The organism is Mumia sp. ZJ430, from assembly GCF_011751845.1.
Classification (GTDB): Bacteria; Actinomycetota; Actinomycetes; order Propionibacteriales; family Nocardioidaceae; genus Mumia.
The window spans coordinates 161,132-182,701 of record NZ_JAAHFK010000004.1 but is presented as its reverse complement, the minus strand read 5'-3'; the positions used below and the strand labels follow the sequence as shown (position 1 = coordinate 182,701).

General features: G+C 70.3%; 22 protein-coding genes and 2 tRNA genes. 6 read left to right on the top strand and 18 right to left on the bottom strand.

Annotated elements, in window-relative coordinates; genetic code table 11:
• From mreD to HCT63_RS17060, 3 genes are read right to left on the bottom strand one after another with little or no spacing between them, the layout of a single operon-like run.
• Positions 1–516, bottom strand: coding sequence for a rod shape-determining protein MreD (gene mreD, locus HCT63_RS17070; RefSeq protein ID WP_167007671.1), 516 nt, complete (start codon positions 514–516; stop codon positions 1–3).
• A gap of 1 nt (position 517) precedes the next feature.
• On the bottom strand, positions 518–1,369 hold the full coding sequence (mreC, locus tag HCT63_RS17065; protein ID WP_167007668.1) for a rod shape-determining protein MreC: 852 nt from the start codon (positions 1,367–1,369) through the stop codon (positions 518–520).
• A 4-nt stretch (positions 1,370–1,373) separates the two neighbouring features.
• Entirely contained in the window at positions 1,374–2,408 is a 1,035-nt protein-coding gene (locus HCT63_RS17060; RefSeq protein WP_167007665.1) for a rod shape-determining protein, read from the bottom strand.
• Positions 2,409–2,515: 107 nt separating this feature from the next.
• Between HCT63_RS17060 and HCT63_RS20295 the strand changes: the two genes are divergently transcribed.
• Positions 2,516–3,205, top strand: coding sequence for an NIPSNAP family protein (locus HCT63_RS20295; protein WP_208322496.1), 690 nt, complete (start codon positions 2,516–2,518; stop codon positions 3,203–3,205).
• 24 nt (positions 3,206–3,229) lie between these two features.
• Here HCT63_RS20295 and HCT63_RS17050 read toward each other — a convergent pair whose 3' ends face one another.
• From HCT63_RS17050 to HCT63_RS17035, 5 genes are read right to left on the bottom strand one after another with little or no spacing between them, the layout of a single operon-like run.
• Positions 3,230–3,706: a hypothetical protein gene (locus HCT63_RS17050; protein WP_208322495.1), complete on the bottom strand. Its 477-nt coding sequence runs from the start codon at positions 3,704–3,706 to the stop codon at positions 3,230–3,232.
• A gap of 8 nt (positions 3,707–3,714) precedes the next feature.
• Positions 3,715–3,837, bottom strand: a complete 123-nt coding sequence (locus HCT63_RS20735; RefSeq protein WP_255490700.1) for a hypothetical protein — start codon at positions 3,835–3,837, stop codon at positions 3,715–3,717.
• Between the two features lie 9 nt (positions 3,838–3,846).
• Entirely contained in the window at positions 3,847–4,257 is a 411-nt protein-coding gene (ndk, locus tag HCT63_RS17045) for a nucleoside-diphosphate kinase (RefSeq protein WP_167007662.1), read from the bottom strand.
• Positions 4,258–4,293: 36 nt separating this feature from the next.
• Positions 4,294–4,632, bottom strand: coding sequence for a DUF4233 domain-containing protein (locus HCT63_RS17040; RefSeq protein WP_243843092.1), 339 nt, complete (start codon positions 4,630–4,632; stop codon positions 4,294–4,296).
• Positions 4,632–5,975 (bottom strand): folylpolyglutamate synthase/dihydrofolate synthase family protein, encoded by a 1,344-nt coding sequence (locus HCT63_RS17035; protein ID WP_167007659.1) that lies wholly within the window; start codon positions 5,973–5,975, stop codon positions 4,632–4,634. Before HCT63_RS17035 ends, HCT63_RS17040 begins: the two co-directional genes overlap by 1 nt.
• Before the next feature lie 87 nt (positions 5,976–6,062).
• Here HCT63_RS17035 and HCT63_RS17030 point away from each other — a divergent pair, with 87 nt between their 5' ends.
• Genes HCT63_RS17030 through HCT63_RS17020 form a run of 3 tightly spaced genes read left to right on the top strand, consistent with a single transcriptional unit; the run spans position 6,063 to position 11,353 of the window.
• Complete coding sequence (locus tag HCT63_RS17030; protein ID WP_167007657.1) at positions 6,063–8,204, top strand: MMPL family transporter; 2,142 nt, start codon at positions 6,063–6,065, stop codon at positions 8,202–8,204.
• 54 nt (positions 8,205–8,258) lie between these two features.
• Entirely contained in the window at positions 8,259–10,904 is a 2,646-nt protein-coding gene (gene valS, locus HCT63_RS17025) for a valine--tRNA ligase (RefSeq protein WP_167007654.1), read from the top strand.
• Positions 10,901–11,353: a GNAT family N-acetyltransferase gene (locus tag HCT63_RS17020; RefSeq protein WP_243843091.1), complete on the top strand. Its 453-nt coding sequence runs from the start codon at positions 10,901–10,903 to the stop codon at positions 11,351–11,353. Before valS ends, HCT63_RS17020 begins: the two co-directional genes overlap by 4 nt.
• An 88-nt stretch (positions 11,354–11,441) precedes the next feature.
• Here HCT63_RS17020 and HCT63_RS17015 read toward each other — a convergent pair whose 3' ends face one another.
• Positions 11,442–12,581, bottom strand: coding sequence for a saccharopine dehydrogenase NADP-binding domain-containing protein (locus HCT63_RS17015; RefSeq protein ID WP_167007651.1), 1,140 nt, complete (start codon positions 12,579–12,581; stop codon positions 11,442–11,444).
• Between the two features lie 50 nt (positions 12,582–12,631).
• Entirely contained in the window at positions 12,632–13,528 is an 897-nt protein-coding gene (locus HCT63_RS17010; RefSeq protein WP_167007648.1) for a LysR family transcriptional regulator, read from the bottom strand.
• Between the two features lie 70 nt (positions 13,529–13,598).
• Between HCT63_RS17010 and HCT63_RS17005 the strand changes: the two genes are divergently transcribed.
• Positions 13,599–14,594, top strand: a complete 996-nt coding sequence (locus HCT63_RS17005) for a putative sulfate exporter family transporter (protein ID WP_167007645.1) — start codon at positions 13,599–13,601, stop codon at positions 14,592–14,594.
• Positions 14,595–14,628: 34 nt separating this feature from the next.
• Here HCT63_RS17005 and clpX read toward each other — a convergent pair whose 3' ends face one another.
• The 7 genes from clpX to HCT63_RS16970 form a co-directional block, all read right to left on the bottom strand.
• Positions 14,629–15,903 carry an ATP-dependent Clp protease ATP-binding subunit ClpX gene (clpX, locus tag HCT63_RS17000; RefSeq protein ID WP_167007643.1) on the bottom strand — a complete coding sequence of 425 codons (1,275 nt, stop codon included), beginning with the start codon at positions 15,901–15,903 and terminating at the stop codon, positions 14,629–14,631.
• Positions 15,904–16,016: 113 nt separating this feature from the next.
• Positions 16,017–16,652, bottom strand: coding sequence for an ATP-dependent Clp protease proteolytic subunit (locus HCT63_RS16995; RefSeq protein ID WP_255490699.1), 636 nt, complete (start codon positions 16,650–16,652; stop codon positions 16,017–16,019).
• A 44-nt stretch (positions 16,653–16,696) separates the two neighbouring features.
• The gene (locus HCT63_RS16990) at positions 16,697–17,302 is read right to left on the bottom strand and encodes an ATP-dependent Clp protease proteolytic subunit (RefSeq protein WP_167009215.1); all 606 of its coding nucleotides are present in this window, start codon (positions 17,300–17,302) and stop codon (positions 16,697–16,699) included.
• Positions 17,303–17,410: 108 nt separating this feature from the next.
• The gene (locus HCT63_RS16985; protein ID WP_167007641.1) at positions 17,411–17,887 is read right to left on the bottom strand and encodes an SRPBCC family protein; all 477 of its coding nucleotides are present in this window, start codon (positions 17,885–17,887) and stop codon (positions 17,411–17,413) included.
• Positions 17,884–19,119 (bottom strand): alpha/beta hydrolase, encoded by a 1,236-nt coding sequence (locus HCT63_RS16980; RefSeq protein WP_167007639.1) that lies wholly within the window; start codon positions 19,117–19,119, stop codon positions 17,884–17,886. Before HCT63_RS16980 ends, HCT63_RS16985 begins: the two co-directional genes overlap by 4 nt.
• A gap of 112 nt (positions 19,120–19,231) precedes the next feature.
• On the bottom strand, positions 19,232–20,593 hold the full coding sequence (gene tig / locus HCT63_RS16975; RefSeq protein WP_167007637.1) for a trigger factor: 1,362 nt from the start codon (positions 20,591–20,593) through the stop codon (positions 19,232–19,234).
• A 62-nt stretch (positions 20,594–20,655) separates the two neighbouring features.
• Positions 20,656–20,729: transfer RNA gene (locus tag HCT63_RS16970), tRNA-Pro, on the bottom strand.
• 181 nt (positions 20,730–20,910) lie between these two features.
• Here HCT63_RS16970 and HCT63_RS16965 point away from each other — a divergent pair.
• Positions 20,911–20,984 (top strand) — tRNA-Gly (locus HCT63_RS16965).
• 52 nt (positions 20,985–21,036) lie between these two features.
• Here the strand turns inward: HCT63_RS16965 and HCT63_RS16960 are convergent.
• A complete protein-coding gene (locus HCT63_RS16960) occupies positions 21,037–21,528 on the bottom strand; it encodes a hypothetical protein (RefSeq protein WP_167007635.1) in 492 nt (163 codons plus the stop codon).
• Positions 21,529–21,570 lie beyond the last annotated feature (42 nt).

The following is a 21,570-nucleotide window of genomic DNA, read 5'->3' as shown; positions in this document are numbered from 1 at the left end:
TCACCACCCCACCCGGGGCGCCGGCTCCAGCCGGACGAGCAGGGCGCGGACCCCGGGCACCGCTGCGAGGCCGAGGACGACGTCGTACGCGGTCGCCAGCGCAACCACGGGGAGCACCCCGGAGACCGTGACACCAGGCTGGTCGAGCAGCAGCCCGGACAGCGCGAACAGCGACGTGCCGACGAACGCGCCGGCGGCGACAGTCGCGGCATCGCTCACCCACGACGGCCGGCTGCCGCGGTCGACGGTCCCGGCGAGGTAGCCGACGACCGTCAACGCCAGCGCCCACTGCCCGAGGACGTGGTCGGCCGGTGGCGCGGCATCGAGCAGGAGCCCCCCGACGAAACCCGTCACGGCACCATCGGCCGCCCCCGTGCACAGACCGACGGCGACGACGACCACGAGCACGAGGTCGGGCGCGACACCGGTCGGGACGAGGGGTGCAAGCAGGCTCACCTGCAGGACGACGGCGGCGAGGAGCAGCACGAGCACGGTGCCCGCGCGCCGGACGCTCACGTCACGACCCCGTCCGGGCGCCGACCACGACCGACACGGCGTCGAGCGCGGAGAAGTCGACGAACGGAGCGACCGTAACCTCGGCCGTCTCGTCGCGCGGCGACTCCACGACCTTCTCGACCCGTCCGATCGGGACGCCCGCGATGTACGGGACGCCGTCGCGCGAGCCCCACGCGACGATCGTGTCGCCCTCCTTGGGCACCACCTGGCGGTCGAGCACGTCCAGGGTCAGGCGGCCCGACCCCGACAGGCTCCCGTCGCCGCGGACCATCCCGAGCTCGTGGTCCCCTCCCACCCGTGCACCGACGACGGAGTCGGCGTCGACGAGCAGGAGCACCACGGCGTTGGTCCGCGTCGCGCTGACGACGCGGCCGACGAGGCCGTCCGGGCCGAGCACGGTCATGTCCTTGCGCACTCCCCGCGCCGTGCCCGCGTCGAGCGTGACCGTACGGCGGAACGACTGAGCCGAGCCAAGGCCGACGACGTGTGCCGTGACGGTCTCGAGCCCGGCCGCGTCCGCGTACCGCGCGAGGCGGTCGTACTCGGCGAGCCGCGTCCGGTCGACTCCGCTGGACGCGACGAGGCCGCGCAGACGAGCGTTCTCCTCCTCGAGAGCGGCGTTCTCGTCGCGCAGCGCGTCACGGGTCGCGAAGCTGTCGATGCCGAACGGGCTCAGCAGCCGGTGCGCCCCGGACTCCAGCGGCCCGAGGAGCGTGGACGCGACGGTACGAGCGGGCGAGCCCGCGCCGGAGAGGTCGACACTGATGAGCGCCACGGCGGCGAGCAGGAGCACGAACAGGACCGTGCGGGGGCGGCGCGGCTCGGGGTCGGGACGGGTACGGGTCCGGGCCACGCGATCACCTCCGGGGCTCGGAGGTCAGCACCTGTCGGAGTGCGTCGAACTCCTCGACGCACTTGCCCGCACCGAGGGCGACCGAGTGGAGCGGGTCCTCGACGACGTGGACGGGGATCTGGGTCTCATGACGGATGCGGTCGTCGAGCCCCCGCAGCAGCGCTCCGCCGCCGGTCAGCACGATGCCGCGGTCCATGATGTCGCCGGCGAGCTCCGGCGGGGTCAGGTCGAGGGTGCTGCGGACGGCGTCGACGATGGCCGCGACCGGTTCCTCGAGGGCGCGGCGGACTTCCGCGGCGGTGACCTCGACCGTACGAGGGAGGCCGCCGACCATGTCGCGTCCGCGGACGTGGACGGTGCGCTCATCCGGCATCGGGAACGCCGACCCGGCTTCGGCCTTGAGGTCCTCGGCCGTACGGTCGCCGAGCAGGAGCGCGTATTCCTTCTTGAACCACGCGACGATCGCCTCGTCCATGTCGTCGCCGGCCGTACGGATCGAACGGCTGGCGACGATGCCACCGAGTGCGATCACCGCGACCTCGGTCGTCCCGCCTCCGACGTCCACGATCATGTTGCCGGTCGGTTCGTGGACCGGAAGCCCGGCGCCGAGCGCGGCGGCCATCGGCTCCTCGACGATGAAGACCTGGCGTGCCCCGGCCTGGTAGCCCGCCTCGCGGACCGCACGCTGCTCGACGGACGTGATCGCGCTGGGGACGCAGACGACGAGGCGCGGCTTGGTGAAGTAGCGACGCCGGTGCACCTGCTGGATGAACAGCCGGAGCATGTGCTCGCAGGCCTCGAAGTCGGCGATCACGCCGTCCTTCATCGGCCGGATCACCGAGATCGCGTCGGGAGTCCTCCCGTGCATGCGCTTGGCCTCCGTACCCACGGCAAGGATCTCGTGGGTCTGCGCGGCCAGGGCCACGACCGACGGCTCGTCGAGCAACACACCCTTGCCTCGTACGTAGACGAGGGTGTTGGCTGTGCCCAGGTCGACCGCCATGTCGCGCCCGAGCAGGCTGCGCAAGGGGAAGGACATGGGCTCAGGCTAGGTCTGGTGGGCGTCGGTCCCCGGTCAGACACGCCAGAGCGCCCGCTCAGTCTTGGAGCCGCGTCCGTGTCGGACCTGCCTGCAAGGGTGGCGGCATGCCGCGCACCGCGCTCCTCGAGCTTCGCCGCTACGCCCTGCACCCCGGACAGCGGGAGACGCTGATCTCCTTGTTCGACTCCGAGTTCCTCGCACCGCAAGAGGATGCCGGGATGTCGGTCCTCGGCCAGTTCCGCGACCTCGACGACCCCGACCAGTTCGTGTGGATGCGCGGGTTCGACGACGCGGTGAGCCGCGGGAAGTCGCTCCAGGCGTTCTACGGGGGTCCGGTCTGGGCTCGCAACCGCGACGCCGCCAACGCGACGATGATCTCGTCCGACGATGTCCTGCTGCTTCGCCCGGTCTCCGGCGGCGCCCTCACGCTGTCCTCGGCTCAGGAGCCGTCCCCTCCTGACCTGGTGGTCACGACCGTCTATCAGCCGGACGACCTGGACGGATTCGTCGCGCTGATGGAGGCGGCCGGCGAGGACCGCCTGACCGCGCTCGGGTCGGCCCGCGTCGCGGCGTACGTGTCGGCCGACGTCGCCAACACGTTCCCCGCCCTGCCGGTACGCGCGGACGCCCGCGCGTACGTCCGCGTCGCGCGCTTCGCCACGGAGGCCGAGCACGCCGCCCACGTACGCCGCGTGACGGCCGCGGCTGCCTCCGAGAGTGTGCTGCAGGTCGTGCAGTCGAGCATCGGTGAGGAGCTCAGGCTCACACCGACCGACCGCTCCGTGCTGCGCTGAGCCGTCAGGCCGTGACGGCGCCGGTCAGCGTGGCGCGATGCTCGGCGAGCCACTCCCGGCGGCGACGGATCGTGTCCCCCACACCCTCAGCCCACATCCGGGCCCATCCGCCGCCCAGCCGCGCGGCTCTGTCTCCCGCATGAGGAACCACGCCCGCGCCGCCGTGTTCTCTGCGACGGCGACCACCTCCGAACGGGCATCGGAACCGAGGCCGTAGGCGTCGACCATGAGGCGCGCGCGGGCGAACGGGTCGACCCCGGCCATAGCCTCCGGGCGGTCTCGGGGGGCCATCAGCGGTGCCCACCACAGCAGGAGGTTGTGCACCTCCTCCGTACGGGTCGCGGGCCGCGCCATGTCGAAGTCGATGAGCGCGTGCGCCTCGCGGGACGTACGAGACGCGACCTCTCCCGGGACGTACGAGAGGACCTGCCGGCCGGCGTGGTCGGTCCCGAGACAGCGCGGAGCCCCATCGAACCCGGCGGCCTCGACGAACCGCAGCACCTCGGCCGTCAGGGCAGCGTGCCGGCTGGGGGACGGCGCGCCGTGTCACCGATCCGGACGAGCCCTTCGGTCACGTACCCGCCGGCCAACGGCACCTCGGGAAGCGACGGATCGGGCTCGACGTACCTCACGACGAGCAGTTAGCCCAGCTCGGGGAACCAGAGCGCCGTCTCGCGGGCGGCCGACTCGGGCGAGTCCGAGCCGTGGACGAGGTTCTCACGGTTCGACAGCGAAAGGTCGCCGCGGATCGTGCCAGGGGCGGCGACGCGGCCGTCGGTGGCGCCGTTGAGCAGCCGCACGACCTCGATCGCCTGGTCGCCCTCGAGCACGAGCGCCATCATCGGGCCGGAGGTCACGAACGTCCGCAGCGGCGGGTAGAAGTCGCGCTCGACGTGCTCGGCGTAGTGTGCGTCCGCCTGGGCGGCGTCGATCGTGCCGAACCACGTGGCGACGATCGAGAGTCCCTTCGCCTCGTAGCGACCGAGGATCTCGCCGACCAGTCCACGGCGGACGGCGTCGGGCTTGAGCAGGATCAGAGTGCGTTCGGACATGCGTCGAAGCCTAGCGAGGGGCCTGCGGCCCTCTGTTCAGCGGGCGTAGAACTCCGGGTTCGCCGCGCGGTCGGCCTCGATCTTGCGTCCGAGGAACCACGCCGCGGCCCACAGCGCCGCGAACATACCGCCCACGAAGAATGCGATCGGCAGCAGGAACCCGAGCGCCACCGCGCCGACCTGCACGAGCCACCCGATCGTGTACGCCCACGAGTGCCGCAGCAGACCCGACGTGACGACGGCGACGACGGCCAGGCCGAGCCCGCAGAACAGCGCGAGCCCCGGCGACACGTCCTCGACCTGGATCATCACCGGCGTCGCCAGCCCGAGGACGATCGCCTCCAGGAACAGCACCCCGGCACACATGCCACGCATCAGTCCACCGACTCCTCACGCGCGAGCAGCACCCGCGCCTCACCTGCCGTCACGACGGAACCGGTGACGAGCACACCGCCGCTGCCGACGCCTTCTCCGTACCGCTCGCTCTCCGACAGCGCGACGCCCTTCTCGAGGGCGTCGGGCAGTCGGCGCGCCACGTGCACCCGGTCGGACCCGAAGATCCCTTCTGCGATGTCGGCCAGCTCGGCGGCGGGCATCGCACGGTCGGTGGCGTTCTGGGTGCAGACGATCTCGGCCATCACCGGCTCGAACGCCAGCAGGATCTCGTCGACGTCCTTGTCCGCCATCACGCCCACGACGCCGATCAGCGGCGTGAACGCGAACGCTTCCTGCAAGGCCTCCGCCGTCGCACGCGCCCCTGCGGGGTTGTGCGCCGCGTCGAGCACGACGGTCGGGCTGCGGCGTACGACCTCGAGGCGCCCGGGCGACGTCACCGTCGCGAACGCCGCACGCACGATCTCGGCATCGAGCTCGCGCCCGCCGGTGAACGCCTCGAAAGCGGCCAGCGCGTACGCGGCGTTGTGCGCCTGGTGCGCCCCGAACAGCGGGAGGAACACCTCGGCGTACGTCGCGCCGAGCCCCTGGAGCGCGAGCAACTGCCCTCCCATCGCAGGCGTCCGACCAACGACACCGAAGTCGATGCCCTCGCGGTGCAGCGTCGCGCCCACTTCGGACACCCTGGCGGCGATCGCGGCGGCGGCGTCGTCGGGCTGTACGGCAGTGACGACCTGCGCGCCGGCCTTGATGATGCCGGCCTTCTCGATCGCGATGTCGCCCGGCGTCTCCCCGAGATAGCGCGTGTGGTCGACGTCGATCGGGGTGAGGACCGCGACCGCGGCATCCACCACGTTGGTCGCGTCCCAGGCGCCGCCCATGCCGACCTCGACGACGGCCACGTCGACCGGGGCGTCGGCGAAGGCGGCGTACGCGAGGCCGACCATCATCTCGAAGTACGACAGCGGGATCGGCTGACTGTCGTCGACGACCTGGGCGTAGGCGGCGACGTCGGCATAGGCCTCGACGAACAGCTCCTCGCTCAGCGGCTTGCCGTCGATGCTCACCCGCTCGGTCATCGACACCAGGTGGGGACTCGTGAACCGTCCGGTCCGTATGGCGAGCTCACGCAGGAGAGCGTCGATCATCCGCGCGGTCGAGGTCTTGCCGTTGGTCCCGGTCAGCTGGATCACCGGGTAGGCGTTCTGGGGGTCGCCCATCAGCCGGCACAGCGCACGGATGCGCTCCAGCGAGGGCTCGAGCTTGGTCTCGGGCCAGCGCGCCAGCAGGGCCCGCTCGACCTCGACGTACGTGGGATTCGTCATCGCTGTCCAGTATTCCAGGGATGCAAGCGATGACTTCGCGACGCCCGGCCGGTCGTACGGTCGAAGGACGCTCGCAGGGGGACTGACATGCACCGATCGATCGCCAGCTGGATCAACCACCGCTTCACGCCCGCACTGACCATCGTCTTCTGGGTGATCATCGTCGGGGTGCTGGGCTCGACGGCCGGGCAGCTGATGGACGTCCAGGAGAACGAGGCCGAGAACTGGCTCCCTAGCAGCGCCGAGTCCACCAAGGCGCTCGAGGCCGCCGAGACCTTCTCGTCGCCCAACATGATTCCCGCCGTGATCGTGTACGAACGCGACGGAGGCCTGCAGCCAGAGGACATGACTGCGGCCCAGGAGGACGCGGCGACGTTCGGGCAGCGCGACGACATCGACGGCGAGGTCGTCGGCCCGATCCCGTCCGAGGACGGCGAGGCGCTGGAGATCATCGTGCCGCTCAACCTCGGCGAGGACGGCTGGAACAAGGCGCCCGACATCGTCGACGAGCTGGAGGACACCGCCGGCGACGGGCCCGACGGCCTGGAGACGTTCGTGACGGGTCCGGCAGGGCAGGCCGCGGACTCGGCGGCGGTGTTCGAGGGGATCGACAGCACCCTGCTGTTCGCCGCAGCGGGCGTGGTGACGGTGCTGCTGCTCTTCACCTACCGGAGCCCCGTGCTCTGGCTGCTCCCGGTGATCTCGGCCGGCGTCGCGCTCACGGTCGCGCAGGCGGTCGTCGTCCTGCTCGCCAAGCACGCCAACCTCACGGTCGACGGCCAGAGCGCGAGCATCCTCACGGTGCTCGTCTTCGGCGCCGGCACGGACTACGCGCTGCTGCTGGTCGCCCGCTATCGCGAGGAGCTGCGACGGCACGAGAACCGACGCGAGGCGATGGTGGTCGCCCTGCACCGGGCGGGCCCGGCGATCATCGCCAGCGGCGCGACCGTCGCGATCGGCATGCTCTGCCTGCTGCTCGCCCAGATGACCTCGACCCGCGGTCTCGGCCCCGTCGCGGCGATCGGCATCGTGTGCGGGCTCGCGGTGATGCTGACGATGCTGCCCGCGCTCCTGGTCGTCCTCGGGCGCTGGATCTTCTGGCCTCGCATCCCCCACTTCGGCGACGAAGACCCGGCCGCGCACGGGCTGTGGGCCGGCGTCGGTCGCCGCATCGCCCGCGCTCCGCGCCGCGTGTGGGTGACGACCTCCGTGATCCTCGCCATCGCCAGCATCGGCATCCTCCAGCTCAACGCGACCGGGCTCAGCACCGAGGAGGCGTTCCTCGGCACGCCCGACTCGGTCAAGGGCGAGAAGGTCTTGTCGGAGCACTTCCCCGGCGGGGCGGGCGCTCCGGTGGTCGTCGTCGCGAGCCCCGACGCCGCCGATGCGGTCCGTACGACCTTCCAGGCCGATGACGGGATCGCGGCGGGCAGCGTCACCGAGCCGCGTGTCGAGGGCGACTGGGCGTACATGGAGGGGACGCTCGAGGCGGAGCCCGACAGCGACGCGGCGTACGACGCCATCGAGTCGCTGCGCAGCGAGCTCGACTCCGCCGACCCCGACGCGCTCGTCGGCGGGATGACGGCCGTGACGCTCGACATCCAGACCGCCTCGGCACGAGACAACCGGGTGATCATCCCGGCCGTCCTCGTGGTGGTGCTGCTGATCCTCATGCTCCTGCTGCGGGCGGTCGTGGCACCGCTGATCCTGCTCGGCACGGTCGTGCTGTCGTTCGGGGCGGCGCTCGGCGTGAGCGCACTGGTCTTCAGGTACGTGTTCGACTTCGCAGGGACGGACACCTCGTTCCCGCTGTTCGTGTTCGTGTTCCTGGTCGCGCTCGGGATCGACTACAACATCTTCCTCATGACCCGTGTGCGCGAGGAGGCGCTGCAGTACGGCACACGCCGCGGTGCGCTCATCGGGCTTGCCGCGACCGGTGGCGTGATCACGTCGGCGGGCCTGGTCCTGGCCGGCACGTTCGCCGTGCTCGGCACGCTCCCGCTGGTGTTCTTCGCCGAGATCGGCTTCGCCGTCGCGTTCGGCGTGCTGCTCGACACCCTGGTCGTACGGTCGGTGCTGGTCACGGCGCTGAACCTCGATGTCGGACGCCACATGTGGTGGCCGAGCGCGCTCGGCCACAAGGAGGACGTCGCCGTCGGCGCCGGCCCGCGCGACCCGTACGAGGAGGCCGTCACGGCCGGCGCGAAGGCTGGCCCGCCTTCCCCGTGAGGACAGGCGAGAACCGGGTCACGGCGCGGCGCCGCTCCCTCCTAGACTGGAGGCATGAGCAACGTGCCGGAGAAGCCTGCCCTGGAGGGGCTCGAGCAGAAGTGGTCCGCGCTGTGGCAGGAGCGGGGCACCTACGCGTTCGACCGCTCCAAGACGCGCGACCAGGTGTACTCGATCGACACCCCTCCCCCGACCGTCTCCGGCTCGCTCCACGTCGGTCACGTCTTCTCGTACACCCACGCCGACCTCGTCGCCCGCTTCCAGCGGATGCGCGGCAAGGAGGTCTTCTACCCGATGGGCTGGGACGACAACGGTCTGCCCACCGAGCGCCGCGTCCAGAACTACTTCGGCGTCCGTTGCGACCCGTCGCTGCCGTACGACGAGGACTTCACGCCGCCCGAGCCTTCGACGGGCTCAGGGAGCGGCAAGGGGTCGCAGCAGATCCCGATCAGCCGGCGCAACTTCATCGAGCTGTGTGAGCGGCTCGTGGCGATCGACGAGAAGGCGTTCGAGGACCTCTGGCGCACCCTCGGCCTGTCCGTCGACTGGGAGCAGACCTACACCACGATCGGTGAGGTCTCCCGTACGGCGTCGCAGCGCGCCTTCCTCCGCAACCTCGCACGCGGCGAGGCCTACACGTCCGATGCGCCGACCCTGTGGGACGTCACGTTCCAGACGGCGGTCGCGCAGGCCGAGCTCGAGGCGCGCGACTACCCCGGCCACTACTACCGGGTCGCGTACACCCTGCCGGACGGCACCAAGGTGCACGTGGAGACGACGCGTCCCGAGCTGACGCCGTCGGCCGTGGCGCTGATCGCGCACCCCGAGGACGAGCGCTACAAGCACCTGTTCGGCACGACGGCCAGGTCTCCCCTCTTCGACGTCGAACTGCCGATCCTCGCCGACCCCGCCGCCGACCCCGAGAAGGGTTCCGGCATCGTCCACTGCTGCACCTTCGGCGACCTGACCGACGTCCAGTGGTGGCGCGAGTACGACCTGCCGACGCGTACGGTCGTCGGCCGCGACGGACGCATCATCCGCGAGACCCCGGGCTGGATCTCCTCGCACGAGGGCCGCAGGGCGTACGAGGAGCTGGCCGGCAAGACCGTCTTCTCCGCGCGCGAGACGATCGTGGCCGCGCTGAAGGAGTCCGGCGACCTCGACGGCGAGCCCAAGCCGACGACCCGCATGGCGAACTTCTTCGAGAAGGGCGACAAGCCGCTCGAGATCGTCTCGACGCGTCAGTGGTACCTCACGAACGGCGGCAAGGAGCCCGAGCTGCGTGGCCAGCTCGTCGCCCGCGGCCACGAGATCTCCTGGTATCCGCCCTACATGCAGTCGCGCTACACCAACTGGATCGACGGCCTCAACAGCGACTGGCTCGTCAGCCGCCAGCGCTTCTTCGGCGTGCCGATCCCCGTGTGGTTCCGCCTCGACGGCGAGGGCGAGCCCGACTACGACAACCCGATCGTGCCGGACGAGTCCGAGCTCCCGATCGACCCGCAGTCGCAGGCTCCCAAGGGTTTCGAGGAGCACCAGCGCGGCAAGCCCGGCGGCTTCATGGGCGACCCCGACATCTTCGACACCTGGGCCACGTCGTCGCTGACCCCGGAGATCGTCTGCGGCTGGGAGCGCGACCCGGAGCTGTTCGAGAAGACCTTCCCGATGGATCTGCGTCCGCAGGCCCACGACATCATCCGCACCTGGCTCTTCTCGAGCGTCGTGCGCGCCCACCTCGAGAACCACTCCGCTCCGTGGTCGCACGCGCTGATCTCGGGCTTCGTGGTCGACCCCGACCGCAAGAAGATGTCGAAGTCCAAGGGCAACGTCGTCGTCCCGACCGAGATCCTCGACAAGTTCGGCGCGGACGCGGTGCGCTGGCGTGCCGCGGGGGCACGGCCGGGTGCCGACTCGCCGTTCGACGAGACGCAGATGAAGGTCGGGCGCCGGCTCGCCATGAAGGTGCTCAACGCATCGAAGTTCGTGCTCGCCGCCCCCGAGGCGTACGGGCTCGGGGTCGACGCCTCGTACGTCGAGCCGCGCCGCGTCACCGAGCCCCTCGACCTCTCGATGCTGCGCCGTCTCCGTCAGGTGACGAAGGAGGCCACCGAGGCGTTCGAGGCGTACGACTACACCACCGCCCTCGAGGTCACCGAGCGGTTCTTCTGGGGCTTCTGCGACGACTACCTCGAGCTGGTCAAGGAGCGTGCCCGCGGCGAGGACGAAGGTGCGCAGTCGGCCAAGGCGGCCTTCGCGATCGCCCTGTCGGTGCAGTTGCGGCTGCTCGCGCCGTTCCTCCCCTACGTCACCGAAGAGGTCTGGTCCTGGTGGCAGGAGGGCTCGATCCACCGTGCGGCGTGGCCGAGTGCCGAGATCGAGATCACGACGACGCCGCAGGACCCTGCACTGCTCGTCGCGGCCGGTCAGATGCTCGCCGGTGTGCGCGGTGCGAAGTCGACGGCCAAGGTGAGTCAGCGCACGGCGGTGACCAAGCTCGTCGTCCGCGGCTCGGAGCAGCGGCTCGGGATCGTGAAGCGTGCGCTGAGCGACGTCCGTGCGGCAGGCAACATCACGGGCGAGGTCGAGTTCGTGGTCGATCCTTCGCAGCAGGGTGGCGACCTCGCGGTCGAGGCACAGCTCGCCGAGCCGGAGCCGAAGAAGCCGGCGGAGCCGAAGCCGGCGGAGACCGTCTCCGAGTGAGCGCCCTGCACGTTCGGGACGTCACTGCGGACGACGTGCCTGCGATCGTCGCGATGCTCGTCGACGACCCGCTCGGAGTCACACGCGAGTCCCCCGACGACCTCACTCCGTACCTCGACGCCGTCGCGGCCATCTCGGCCGACCCGCACAATCGCGTGCTCGTGGCCGAGCGCGACGGCGAGGTGATCGCGACGATGCAGCTCACGTACATCCGCGGACTGGGTCGTCGCGGAGCCTCGCGAGCGCAGATCGAGGCCGTCCGCGTGCGGTCCGACCTGCGCGGCGACGGGCTCGGCTCGCAGCTGATCGGCTGGGCGGTCGACGAGGCGCGGCGCCAGGGCTGCTCCCTGGTCCAGCTCACGTCCGACGCGAGCCGCGAGGGCGCGCACCGCTTCTACGAGCGGCTCGGGTTCACCGCGAGCCACATCGGCTTCAAGCGCACGCTCTGACCCGTCCGCTCTCCCCGGACGTCATACCGAATGTGGCCGAGAGACCTCGACACGTATGACGTCCCGGGGCGAGGGTGCGGGCCTGCCGTCAGAGGGTGCGGAAGTACGGGAGGCGGGCCAGCAGCGCGTCGCCGAGCGCGGTCGCCGTCGTGAGCTGGCCTGCGAGGTCGGGCAGGTCGTCGTACGCGAGCGCGAGCGTCGACTCGCCGAGCATCCGCGCCGTCTCCGTATAGCCCGGATCGCCTCCGGCCGCCTCGGTGACGAGTCGTGCCCCGCCCGCCTCCGCCGCGAAGCGCACCTGGAACCACGACCGTGCCCGCTTCGCCTCGCTCGGCCCCTCCCCTGCGGTCTTGGCGCGCAGCAGCGCCTTGCGCACGGGCGGTATCTGCGCACCCACCACCAGGGCCCCGACACCGACGGCGGCGCCGACGGCCATCGGCAGCCGCCGGAACTGTGCGTAGTGACCGTAAGAGAAGTCGGGCCCGTACGACGGCAGCGCTCGCGCCGACCGGAGCACGACCTGCGGGTCGATGGTCGGCAATGGCAGGGCCCAGCCGGACCCCGACTCGCCCCGCCCCGGCCGCTCCGGGAGGCCACGGATGCGACGTCCTTCGGGACGACCCTCGAGGCGACGGCGCTCCTTCGCGGTCGCCTGCGACGACCGGAACCCGGCGAACGCGCCGAGGGCCGAGTGAGAGGTGCCAGCGGAGACGTCCGCGCTCGCGCGCACGTACCCGCGGATCGCGATCGGTACGTCGGACGGCAGCTGTCTCACGGTGTGCAGGACGCCGATGTCGTGCGGGATCGAGTCGAAGCCGCACGAGTGCACGAGCCGCGCCCCCGTACGCTCGGCCGTCGCGTGGTGCTCGAGCCACATCCGGTCGACGAACTCCGGCTCGCCGGTGAGGTCGCAGTACGCCGTGCCCGCCTCGGCGCACGCGGCGACCACGGGCCCGCCGTGCAGGGCGTACGGGCCGACCGTGGAGGCGAGCACGCGGGTCGACTCCGCGAGGCGACGCAGCGAGGCGGCGTCGGTGACGTCAGCCACCTCGATCGCGGGGACGACTCCGCCGGCCTCCGCGATCCGCGCGGCCACGGTCTCCAGCGCGGCCCGATCTCGTCCGGCGATCGCCCAGGTCGCGCCGTCCGGAGCGTGAATGGCAAGGTAGTCCGCCGTCAGGCCGCCGGTGAATCCCGTGGCGCCGAGGAGCGCGAAATCGTAGGTCACGCGAGGAGTCTAGGGGTGTGTCACGGCTCAGTGAGGCACATCGCTACAGGTCACCCGCTCGCGCGGGAGGCCTCCGTGGCGATGAGGACGAGGTCGGAAGCGGCGTCGGAGAGGCGACGCCGTCTCGCCCAGATCGCCGTCAGCGGTCGCCGCATGTCGAGCGCGGCCGGGACGACCACGAGGCGCCCTTGCTCCACCTCGGCTGCCACCGCGCGCCGCGACACGACTGCCGGACCTACCCCCGCGGCGGCGGCACCGAGCAGCGCGCTCGTCGAGCTCGCCTCCAGCACCACGTGCGGCTCCTGCCGCAGTGCCCTCTCGAACGTGCTGCGCGTGCCACTGCCCGGCTCCCGCAGGACGTACGCCCCTGCCTGGAGCTCCTCGCGCGTCAACGGTGTGCGCCGCCGTGCCCACGGGTGGGCCGGGGCAACGACCACGGCCAGGCTGTCGTGCCCGACCACCTGGCGCGCAAGGTCGCCTGGGACGTCGGTGGTCTCGACGAATCCGAGGTCGACCTCGCCGCCCCGTACCATCGTCGCCACGGTGTCGCTGTTCACGACGTGCAGCCGCGGGCTCACCTGCGGGCGGCGGGCGCGCAGCTCGGCCAGCCACCGGGGCAGGATCAGTTCGGCGATCGTGAGGCTGGCCGCCACCGCCACTCCCGACCGCCGTTCCTCGCCGAGCGCCAGCAGGCTCGACCGCACGGTGTCGAGCTCGTGGAGCAACGTCCGCGCCCACGACACCACCGCCTCCCCGTCCTCGGTGAGTCGGGACCCGCCAGGCGACCGGTCGAGCACGGAGATCCGCCAGCGCGCCTCGAACTCCCGCAGCCGAGCGCTCGCGGCGGGTTGGGTCATGTCGTGCTCCCGGGCGGCCGCGCCGATGCTGCCGTGCTCCGCGACCCCCACGAGGAGGCGGAGGGTCTGCACGTCGACATCTGGGGTCATCACCTCACCTTATGACCTGGGAGGAAATCGCCCTCTACCGGACAGGTCGTCCCCGCTGGACTCTGGAGACGTGCCTCCCCCGCTCTCCCGTACGGTCCTGGTCACGACGCCCCTGTTCGCGGCCTTCGTGGCGATCCTGCTGAGTGACCTGGTCCCCCTCCTCGGTCCGCTCATGCTCGCGCTCGCGCTGGGAGCGGTCGTCGCCAACGCACCGGCGCTGAGTGAGGCGACGACGCACGCCCTCGCCGACGTCTCCCGTACCTGCCTGCGGCTCGGGATCGTCGTGCTCGGGCTGCGGCTGTCGGTGAGCGACCTGCTCTCCGTCGGCTGGGGCGCCGCGCTCGTGGTGATCGCCACCGTCGCCGTGACGTACGCGGCCACGTGCCGGCTCGGGGATGCGCTCGGCCTCGACCGTGGGCTCGTGACCCTCATCGCGGCGGGATTCTCGGTGTGCGGCGCGGCAGCGATCGCCGCGGTGCAGGACGGCGTCCGCACCCGCCAGCGCAACGTCGCGCTCGCGGTCGCGCTCGTGACGGTCTATGGGACCGCCATGATCGTGCTCCTCCCCCCGGCCGCCCGCCTCCTCGGCTTGTCGACCGAGCAGGCAGCCGTCTGGGCGGGGGCGAGCATCCACGAGGTCGCCCAGGTCGTCGCTACGGGGTCCCTCATCGGCGGCACGCTTGCGGTCGCGCTGGCGACCACGGTCAAGCTCGGACGGGTGGTGACGCTCGCCGGTGTGTACGTGGTGGCAGCGCGGCGTGACGCCGCTGACGGCGCCGGCGAGGCGGGGCCATCGAAGGCGCCGCTGGTGCCGTGGTTCGTCACGGGCTTCGTGCTGGCTGTGCTTCTACGGTCGACCGGCGTGCTCGGCGAGAGCATCCTCGACGTCGGCGACCATCTCGCCACGTTGCTCCTCGGAGCAGGGATGTTCGGCCTCGGGCTGGGCCTGCGGCTGCGTGAGCTCTGGCCGGTCCCGGCACGCGCGCTCGTCCTCGCGACGGCGTCGACCCTCGTGGCGGCCACGACGTCGCTCGTCCTCGTCGTCACCACCTCGCTGGTCGCGTAGGCGGACCCGCTAGCGAGTCTCGGCCGACGACGCGTCAGGAGGCTTTGTCGCGGCGCTCTTCGTCGCGGTGCGGCACGAGCGTCGGGTTGACGTTGTCGAGGACCGTCTCCTTGGTGACGACGACCTTCGCGACGTCGTCGCGGCTCGGCACCTCGTACATGACGTTGAGCAGGACCTCTTCGATGATCGCGCGCAGACCGCGAGCACCGGTGCCACGCAGCAGCGCGAGGTCGGCCATCGCCTCGATCGCGTCCTCGGTGAACTCCAGCTCGACGTGATCGATCTCGAAGAGCTTGGCGTACTGCTTGGTGAGCGCGTTCTTGGGCTGCGTGAGGATCTCGACGAGCGCCTCTTTGTCGAGGTTCTCGACGGTCGCGATCACGGGCAGGCGGCCGATGAACTCGGGGATGAGGCCGAACTTGAGCAGGTCCTCGGGCATCAGCTGTGTGAAGACGTGACCGGTGGTCCGCTCCTCACTGCGCTCCTCGCGCTGCGTGTTGAAGCCGAGCGACATCTTGCCGTTGCGGCTCTCGATGATCTGCTCGATGCCGGCGAACGCCCCACCCACGATGAACAGGATGTTGGTCGTGTCGATCTGGATGAACTCCTGGTGCGGGTGCTTGCGCCCGCCCTGCGGAGGCACCGACGCGGTCGTGCCCTCGAGGATCTTGAGCAGCGCCTGCTGCACACCCTCGCCGGAGACGTCACGGGTGATCGACGGGTTCTCGCTCTTGCGGGCGATCTTGTCGACCTCGTCGATGTAGATGATGCCCGTCTCGGCCTTCTTGACGTCGTAGTCGGCGGCCTGGATGAGCTTGAGGAGGATGTTCTCGACGTCCTCGCCGACATAGCCGGCCTCGGTCAGGGCCGTCGCGTCGGCGATCGCGAAGGGGACGTTGAGCATCCGGGCGAGCGTCTGAGCGAGGTAGGTCTTGCCGCAGCCCGTCGGGCCGACGAGGAGGATGTTGGATTTCGCCAGCTCCACCAGGTCGTCTTTGTGGCGACCGGCCGCCGCGCCTGCCTGCACGCGCTTGTAGTGGTTGTAGACGGCCACGGCGAGCGACTTCTTGGCCGCGTCCTGGCCGATCACGTACTGGTTGAGGAACTCGTAGATCTCGCGGGGCTTCGGAAGCTCCTCGAGCGAGACCTCGGACGTCTCCTGCAGCTCGTCCTCGATGATCTCGTTGCAGAGCTCGATGCACTCGTCACAGATGTAGACACCTGGACCCGCGATCAGCTTCTTAACCTGCTTCTGGCTCTTTCCGCAGAACGAGCACTTGAGCAGGTCGCCGCCGTCGATGCGTGCCACCGGTTCCTCACCCTTCGCCGTAGCGGGGCTTCCCCCGCTCGATGTTTCCCTCGACCGTACCCTGTGCCGGGCCGGCATGCGGCCGACCCGGCGTCGGGCGTGTCAGTGGATGGTCAGACCGCCGGGGTCTTCAGGGTCTCCAGGACCTGGTCGACCAGACCGTACTCGACGGCCTGCTGGGCGGTGAGGATCTTGTCGCGCTCGACGTCGCGGCTCACCTCTTCCTTGGGCTTGCCCGACGCCTCGGAGATCATCGTCTCCAGGAGGTCGCGCATGCGCAGGATCTCGTTGGCCGTGATCTCGAGGTCGGAGCTCTGTCCGTACGTGCCCTCGGTGTACGGCTGGTGGATCAGGATGCGGCTGTTGGGCAACGCGAGCCGTTTGCCCGGGGTGCCTGCGGCCAGCAGCACGGCCGCTGCCGAGGCCGCCTGGCCCAGGCACACGGTCTGCACGTCCGGCTTGAGGTAGCGCATCGTGTCGTAGATCGCCGTGAGCGCGGTGAACGAGCCGCCGGGCGAGTTGATGTAGAGCGAGATGTCGCGGTCGGGGTCCATCGACTGCAGGCACAGCAGCTGGGCCATGACCGCGTTGGCGACGTCGTCCGAGATCGGCGTCCCGAGGAAGATGATGCGGTCCTCGAAGAGCTTCGCGTACGGGTCGATGCGGCGGAAGCCGTACGACGTCCGCTCCTCCCACTGAGGGATGTAGTAGTTCATCGACGGGGCGAACTGCTGGTGGGGCATGGTCATGCCGGCTCCTGGGGTCGGGCCGCCGAGGGGCAGCGCGGACGCGGTCACGACGCCTCGCCTCGCGTGACGTCGTTCTCGCGGGCGATCACGTGGTCGATGAAGCCGTAGTCCTTGGCCTGCTCGGCGGTGAACCAGCGGTCACGGTCGGAGTCGCGCTCGATCGCGTCGAGCGTCTGACCGGTGTGCTGGGCCTGGAGCTCGTTGAGCTGCTGCTTGAGGAGCAGGCTCTGCTCGGCCTGGATGCGGATATCGGAGGCGGAGCCGCCGAGGCCGCCGGACGGCTGGTGCATCATGATGCGCGCGTGCGGGAGGGCGTATCGCTTGCCCGGCTCGCCCGCGGCGAGCAGGAACTGCCCCATGGAGGCGGCGAGCCCCATGCCCACGGTGACAACGTCGTTCGAGATGAACTGCATGGTGTCGTAGATCGCCATGCCGGAGTCCACCGAACCGCCGGGAGAGTTGATGTAGAGCCGGATGTCGGCCTTCGGATCCTCGGCGTTGAGCAGCAGCATCTGCGCGCAGATCGCGTTGGCGTTCTGGTCACGCACCTCCGACCCGAGGAAGACGATGCGCTCGCGGAGGAGCCGCTGGTAGATGTGGCCGTCGAGATCGTTCGGGCCGACCTCGCCGCCGGCCATACGAGGAGTCATCTCTGTGTTCACGTCCTCGACCCTAGCGGGGCAGACGGACGAACCCGAGGGGAACCGTCCGATTTCGCTACGGGCGCACAAGCCTGCGCAGGTCAGCGCGAGGCGGCGTCACGCGTCCTGCTCGACGAGGGACTTCATGCGCGCCAGCGTGGCGGCCATGTCGCGCTCGATCTGCTCGGAGAACTCCTCGATCCCGCCGAGGAACCGCCTGACGAGCATCCGAGACATAGGTGTCGACCCGCGCGGCGCCTCACGCCGCTCGACCAGGCGCGTACGCCCGTCGCCCAGGTCGTCGAGCTCGTACGTCCACACCATCCCGTTCTCGGGGACGCGGAACGCGATCGCCCGCTGAGGCTCGTACCGCACGACGACCGACGTCGTCGGCCACACCTTCCAGCCGTACTTGTTGACGTTGAGCGAGCGGGTGCCCACGCCGATCGGGCCGCGGATCAGCATCTTGCGGGTCTGCGGGCTCCACTCCGGCATCCTGCGCAGGTCGGAGACGAGCTCCCAGACGTCGCGGGGCGAGGCGTCGAGCTCGGTGCTGACCTCGAGGAGGTAAGAATCGGTGGAGGCGTGCGTCATGGGTGTCCCTTCGGGGAGGTGGGGGCGGGAGAGGCTGCGGCCGGCGACGGGAGCGCCGAGGGCCGGCCGTTGACCCAGGCGACGAGCAGCTCGCCGACCTGAGGGTGGTTGAGGAGTCCCAGGTGGCCGCCGGCGACACGTGCCGGGTGGGCGTGAGCGATGACCGGATCCCCGGCACCCGGTCGACCGGTGGCGGAGCGCCCGGTGACGACGAGGTCGGTGGTCGCGGCGACGAAGTGGTATGCCGCGTGCGGGAGCGGGGCCGCCGCGATGCGGCCGTCCCCCCAGTGCGCGGTCAGGTCACGGCCGTACCACTCGTCAGGCGAGACGTAGCCGTGGCGCAGGTCGACGATGCCGACCGACCGTATGCCCAGCACCGTCGCGAACGGGAGCGTCTCGGGCACGAGTGCAAGCACGCGTGAGCCGACCTGGACAGCACGCTCGAGCGGGGCACCTAGGTGGGGCGTGCCGAGGCAGACCACGGTCGCCACCCGCGACGTCCACGGGGCACGACGTGCCACCCCGTACGACGTCGCCGCCCGGATCACGAGCCCGCCCATCGAATGCCCCACGAGATGGAGGCGCGCGACCGGGACGGGCCATCCGTCGACGAGCTTGGTCAGGAGGTCGGACAGCTCGGCGCCGTTGTCGGAGACGTGCCGCCCGGTGTTGTAGCGAAGCCGGACCGTCGTGGCGCGGGTGCGCGCGTGAAGCGCCGCCTCGTACGTCGTGCCGCGTCGCTGCGCGCCGAGGTCCCACGAGTCGTCGTTCTCGCCGAGGCCGTGCACGAGGACAACGAGCTCGCTGGTCGCGGCGGGGTACGCCAGGGCGAAGCCGTGCCGCTCGGGCGTCACGTCAACACCGCTGCTCCGTACGGACATGGCGAGCGCGTACAGGTCGTGGCGTGCCTCGAGACGGTCGCCGACGAGACCGTTGACCGCCGAGCGCAGCAAGCGAGTGCGCGGTGTGCGCTCGACCGGCGTACCGAGCCCGCGATCGGCGAGGTGGCGCAGTCCCGCGCTCGCTCCACGGAGGCCTTGGGAGACGCCGGTGTAGGCGAGCGCGGCCACCGCGTCGTGGACCAGCCGAGGGCCACGTCCGCCGACCACCGCTCCGAACGCCCGGCGCGCCACCGCACGGTGCACCTCGCGGACGCACGGCACGACGACCTCGTCGGCGTACGACAGCGCGAGCGCAGCGGTGTGCCCGGTGCGGGGCGGCGCCATCGTCATGACCACATACTGACGGTATCCGGACCTTCGCCGCTACCCGCCTCGCACGCGGGACGACGAAGGCCCCGTCCCGCAGCGGCGGAAGGGGGCCTTCGTACGAACCTGGCGCAGATCAGGCGTCGGCGGACTCGGTCTCGTCGGCCTCGTCGATGCTGCCGTCGCCACGGAGATTCTTGAGATCGACGACGTTGCCCGACTCGTCCTTGACGGTCGCGTCCTCGACGAGCGTGGCCAGCGCCTTGCCGCGCACGATCTCGGCGACCAGCTCCGGGATGTGGTTGTGCTCGACCATGTGCTGCATGAACGACTGCGGGTCCTCGCCGGACTGCTGGGCGCGACGCAGCATGTGCTCGGTCAGCTCGTCCTGCTCGATCCCGACCTCCGAGTCGGTCGCGATCTGGTCGAGGAGGAACTGCGCGACGAGCGAGTCGCGCACACGCTTCTCAAGATCGGCCTCGAACTCGTCGATGGTCTGCTCCTCGGTGTCGAGGTAGGCCTCCATCGTCATGCCGGCGTACGCGAGCTGCTGCTCGATCTGCTGGCGACGGCTCGCGATCTCGGCCTCGACGACGGCCTCGGGCAGCGGGACGTCGATCTTCTCGACGGCTGCCTCGAGCACAGCGTCGCGTGCCTCGGCGGCCTGCTCGATGCGCTTGCCGCGGGTGAGCTTCTCAGCGATGTCCGTACGCAGCTCGTCGACGGTGTCGAACTCCGACGCGGTCTGAGCGAAGTCGTCGTCGAGCTCGGGGAGCTCCTGCTCCTTGACCGTGGTCAGGGTGACGTCGACGTCGACGTCCTCGCCCTTGAGGTCGCCACCGGCGAGCTGGGTCTGGAACGTCTTGGACTCCCCGGCGGACATGCCGGTCACGGCGTCGTCGAGCCCGTCGAGCATCGAGTCCTTGCCGACCTGGTAGACGATGCCGTTGGCCTGCGCGGCCTCGATCTTCTCGCCGTCCTTGCTGGCCGACAGGTCGATCGTGACGAAGTCGCCCTCGGCGGCCGGGCGGTCGACCTCGGTCAGGGTGGCGAAACGCTCGCGCAGCGCCTGGACCTGCTCGTCGACGTCGCTGTCCTCGACCTTGACGTCGGGAACGCTGACCTCGATGTCGCTCAGGTCAGGGGTCTCGAACTCCGGGCGGATGTCCACCTCGACGGTGAACTCGACGAGGTCGCCGTCCTCGAGGCGGGTCACATCGACCTCGGGCTGTCCGAGCGGCTGAAGCTCGGCCTCGGCGACGGCCTGCGAGTAGATGCCCGGGAGGGCGTCGTTGATGGCCTGGTCGAGGATCGTCCCGCGACCCACGCGCTGGTCGACGACCTTCGCAGGGACCTTGCCGCGGCGGAAGCCCGGCACAGAGATCTGCGACCCCACGGCCTTGTACGCCTTGTCGAGAGCCGGCTTCAGCTCATCGAAGGGCACCTCGATGGTCAGCTTGACCCGGGTGGGGCTCAGTGTCTCCTGGGCACTCTTCACGAGTACGTTCTCCTTGGTCGTCGTGCAAGATCGTCACCGCTGTGGTGACGTGTCATCGGCAGTCGGGATGACAGGATTTGAACCTGCGACCCTCCGCTCCCAAAGCGGATGCGCTACCAAGCTGCGCTACATCCCGGTACGCACCGTTTGGGCGGTGCGGGCGCCCGAACCACTGTAGTAGACGATGGCGGACGACCCCGAATCGCGGGCATCCTCACCGTCCGCTCCACCTGGTCGCCCCCGTCGCGGATCGGCAGGGCAAGTGTGGCATCATGGTCGCGGTTGACCGCAGGGCGTACGGCCATGCGGCACAGCGCGCGGACGTAGCTCAATGGTAGAGCCTCAGTCTTCCAAACTGATTACGCGGGTTCGATTCCCGTCGTCCGCTCCAGCACGCCCCCGAGCCACGCCGCCCGGCCCGAGCCGAGCAGCGTGGTCGCAGGTCAGAGCTTCGGCGTTCCGGCCAGGCCCCAGGTCTGGTTGCCCAGGCCGTCGTCGTTGACGTTGTACGTGACCGTGCCGTCGGCGGTGTTGCCCGAGATGCCGGTGTACGGTCCGAGCGAGCACGTGTACGAGCCCGTCGTGCTGTTGATGTTGGTGACCTCGCAGGTCTTGGACTTGATGATCGAGTCGTTCTGCTCGATCCGCACCTGCACGGCGAACTTCTCGAACTTGCCCGATCCCGACTCGCCCCAGCTGACCTTCGCGTAGGCGCTCTTGATCTCCGAGCTCCCGCCGGAGCCGCCCCAGTTCCTCATCAGGCACAGCTCGACCTTGACGTCGGCGTTGTACCCGTTGGTCGGGAACTCCTTCGCGCTGGTCTTGCACCGGTAGTCGGTGGCGTTCGCCGGGCTCGCGAACGCACCGACGCCACCCGCGGTGACGGCAGCGACGGCTGTCGCCGAGGCCAGCGTGCGTACCAAGGTCTTCCTCATGGACGGTCCCCTCCTATCGGAAGCCGGCCAGGACCGACCGGC

Excerpts from the sequence above, each read along its gene's own strand:
- HCT63_RS16995 (WP_255490699.1), bottom strand. The coding sequence starts at position 16,652 with ATGACCATGCCCCACCAGCAGTTCGCCCCGTCGATGAACTACTACATC.
- HCT63_RS16985 (WP_167007641.1), bottom strand. The coding sequence starts at position 17,887 with ATGACGCACGCCTCCACCGATTCTTACCTCCTCGAGGTCAGCACCGAG.
- HCT63_RS16990 (WP_167009215.1), bottom strand. The coding sequence starts at position 17,302 with ATGACTCCTCGTATGGCCGGCGGCGAGGTCGGCCCGAACGATCTCGAC.
- HCT63_RS20295 (WP_208322496.1), top strand. The coding sequence starts at position 2,516 with ATGCCGCGCACCGCGCTCCTCGAGCTTCGCCGCTACGCCCTGCACCCC.
- HCT63_RS17030 (WP_167007657.1), top strand. The coding sequence starts at position 6,063 with ATGCACCGATCGATCGCCAGCTGGATCAACCACCGCTTCACGCCCGCA.
- HCT63_RS16960 (WP_167007635.1), bottom strand. The coding sequence starts at position 21,528 with ATGAGGAAGACCTTGGTACGCACGCTGGCCTCGGCGACAGCCGTCGCT.
- HCT63_RS17010 (WP_167007648.1), bottom strand. The coding sequence starts at position 13,528 with ATGACCCCAGATGTCGACGTGCAGACCCTCCGCCTCCTCGTGGGGGTC.
- valS (WP_167007654.1), top strand. The coding sequence starts at position 8,259 with ATGAGCAACGTGCCGGAGAAGCCTGCCCTGGAGGGGCTCGAGCAGAAG.
- HCT63_RS17040 (WP_243843092.1), bottom strand. The coding sequence starts at position 4,632 with ATGCGTGGCATGTGTGCCGGGGTGCTGTTCCTGGAGGCGATCGTCCTC.
- ndk (WP_167007662.1), bottom strand. The coding sequence starts at position 4,257 with ATGTCCGAACGCACTCTGATCCTGCTCAAGCCCGACGCCGTCCGCCGT.
- HCT63_RS17035 (WP_167007659.1), bottom strand. The coding sequence starts at position 5,975 with ATGACGAATCCCACGTACGTCGAGGTCGAGCGGGCCCTGCTGGCGCGC.
- HCT63_RS16980 (WP_167007639.1), bottom strand. The coding sequence starts at position 19,119 with ATGACGATGGCGCCGCCCCGCACCGGGCACACCGCTGCGCTCGCGCTG.
- HCT63_RS17060 (WP_167007665.1), bottom strand. The coding sequence starts at position 2,408 with ATGTCCTTCCCCTTGCGCAGCCTGCTCGGGCGCGACATGGCGGTCGAC.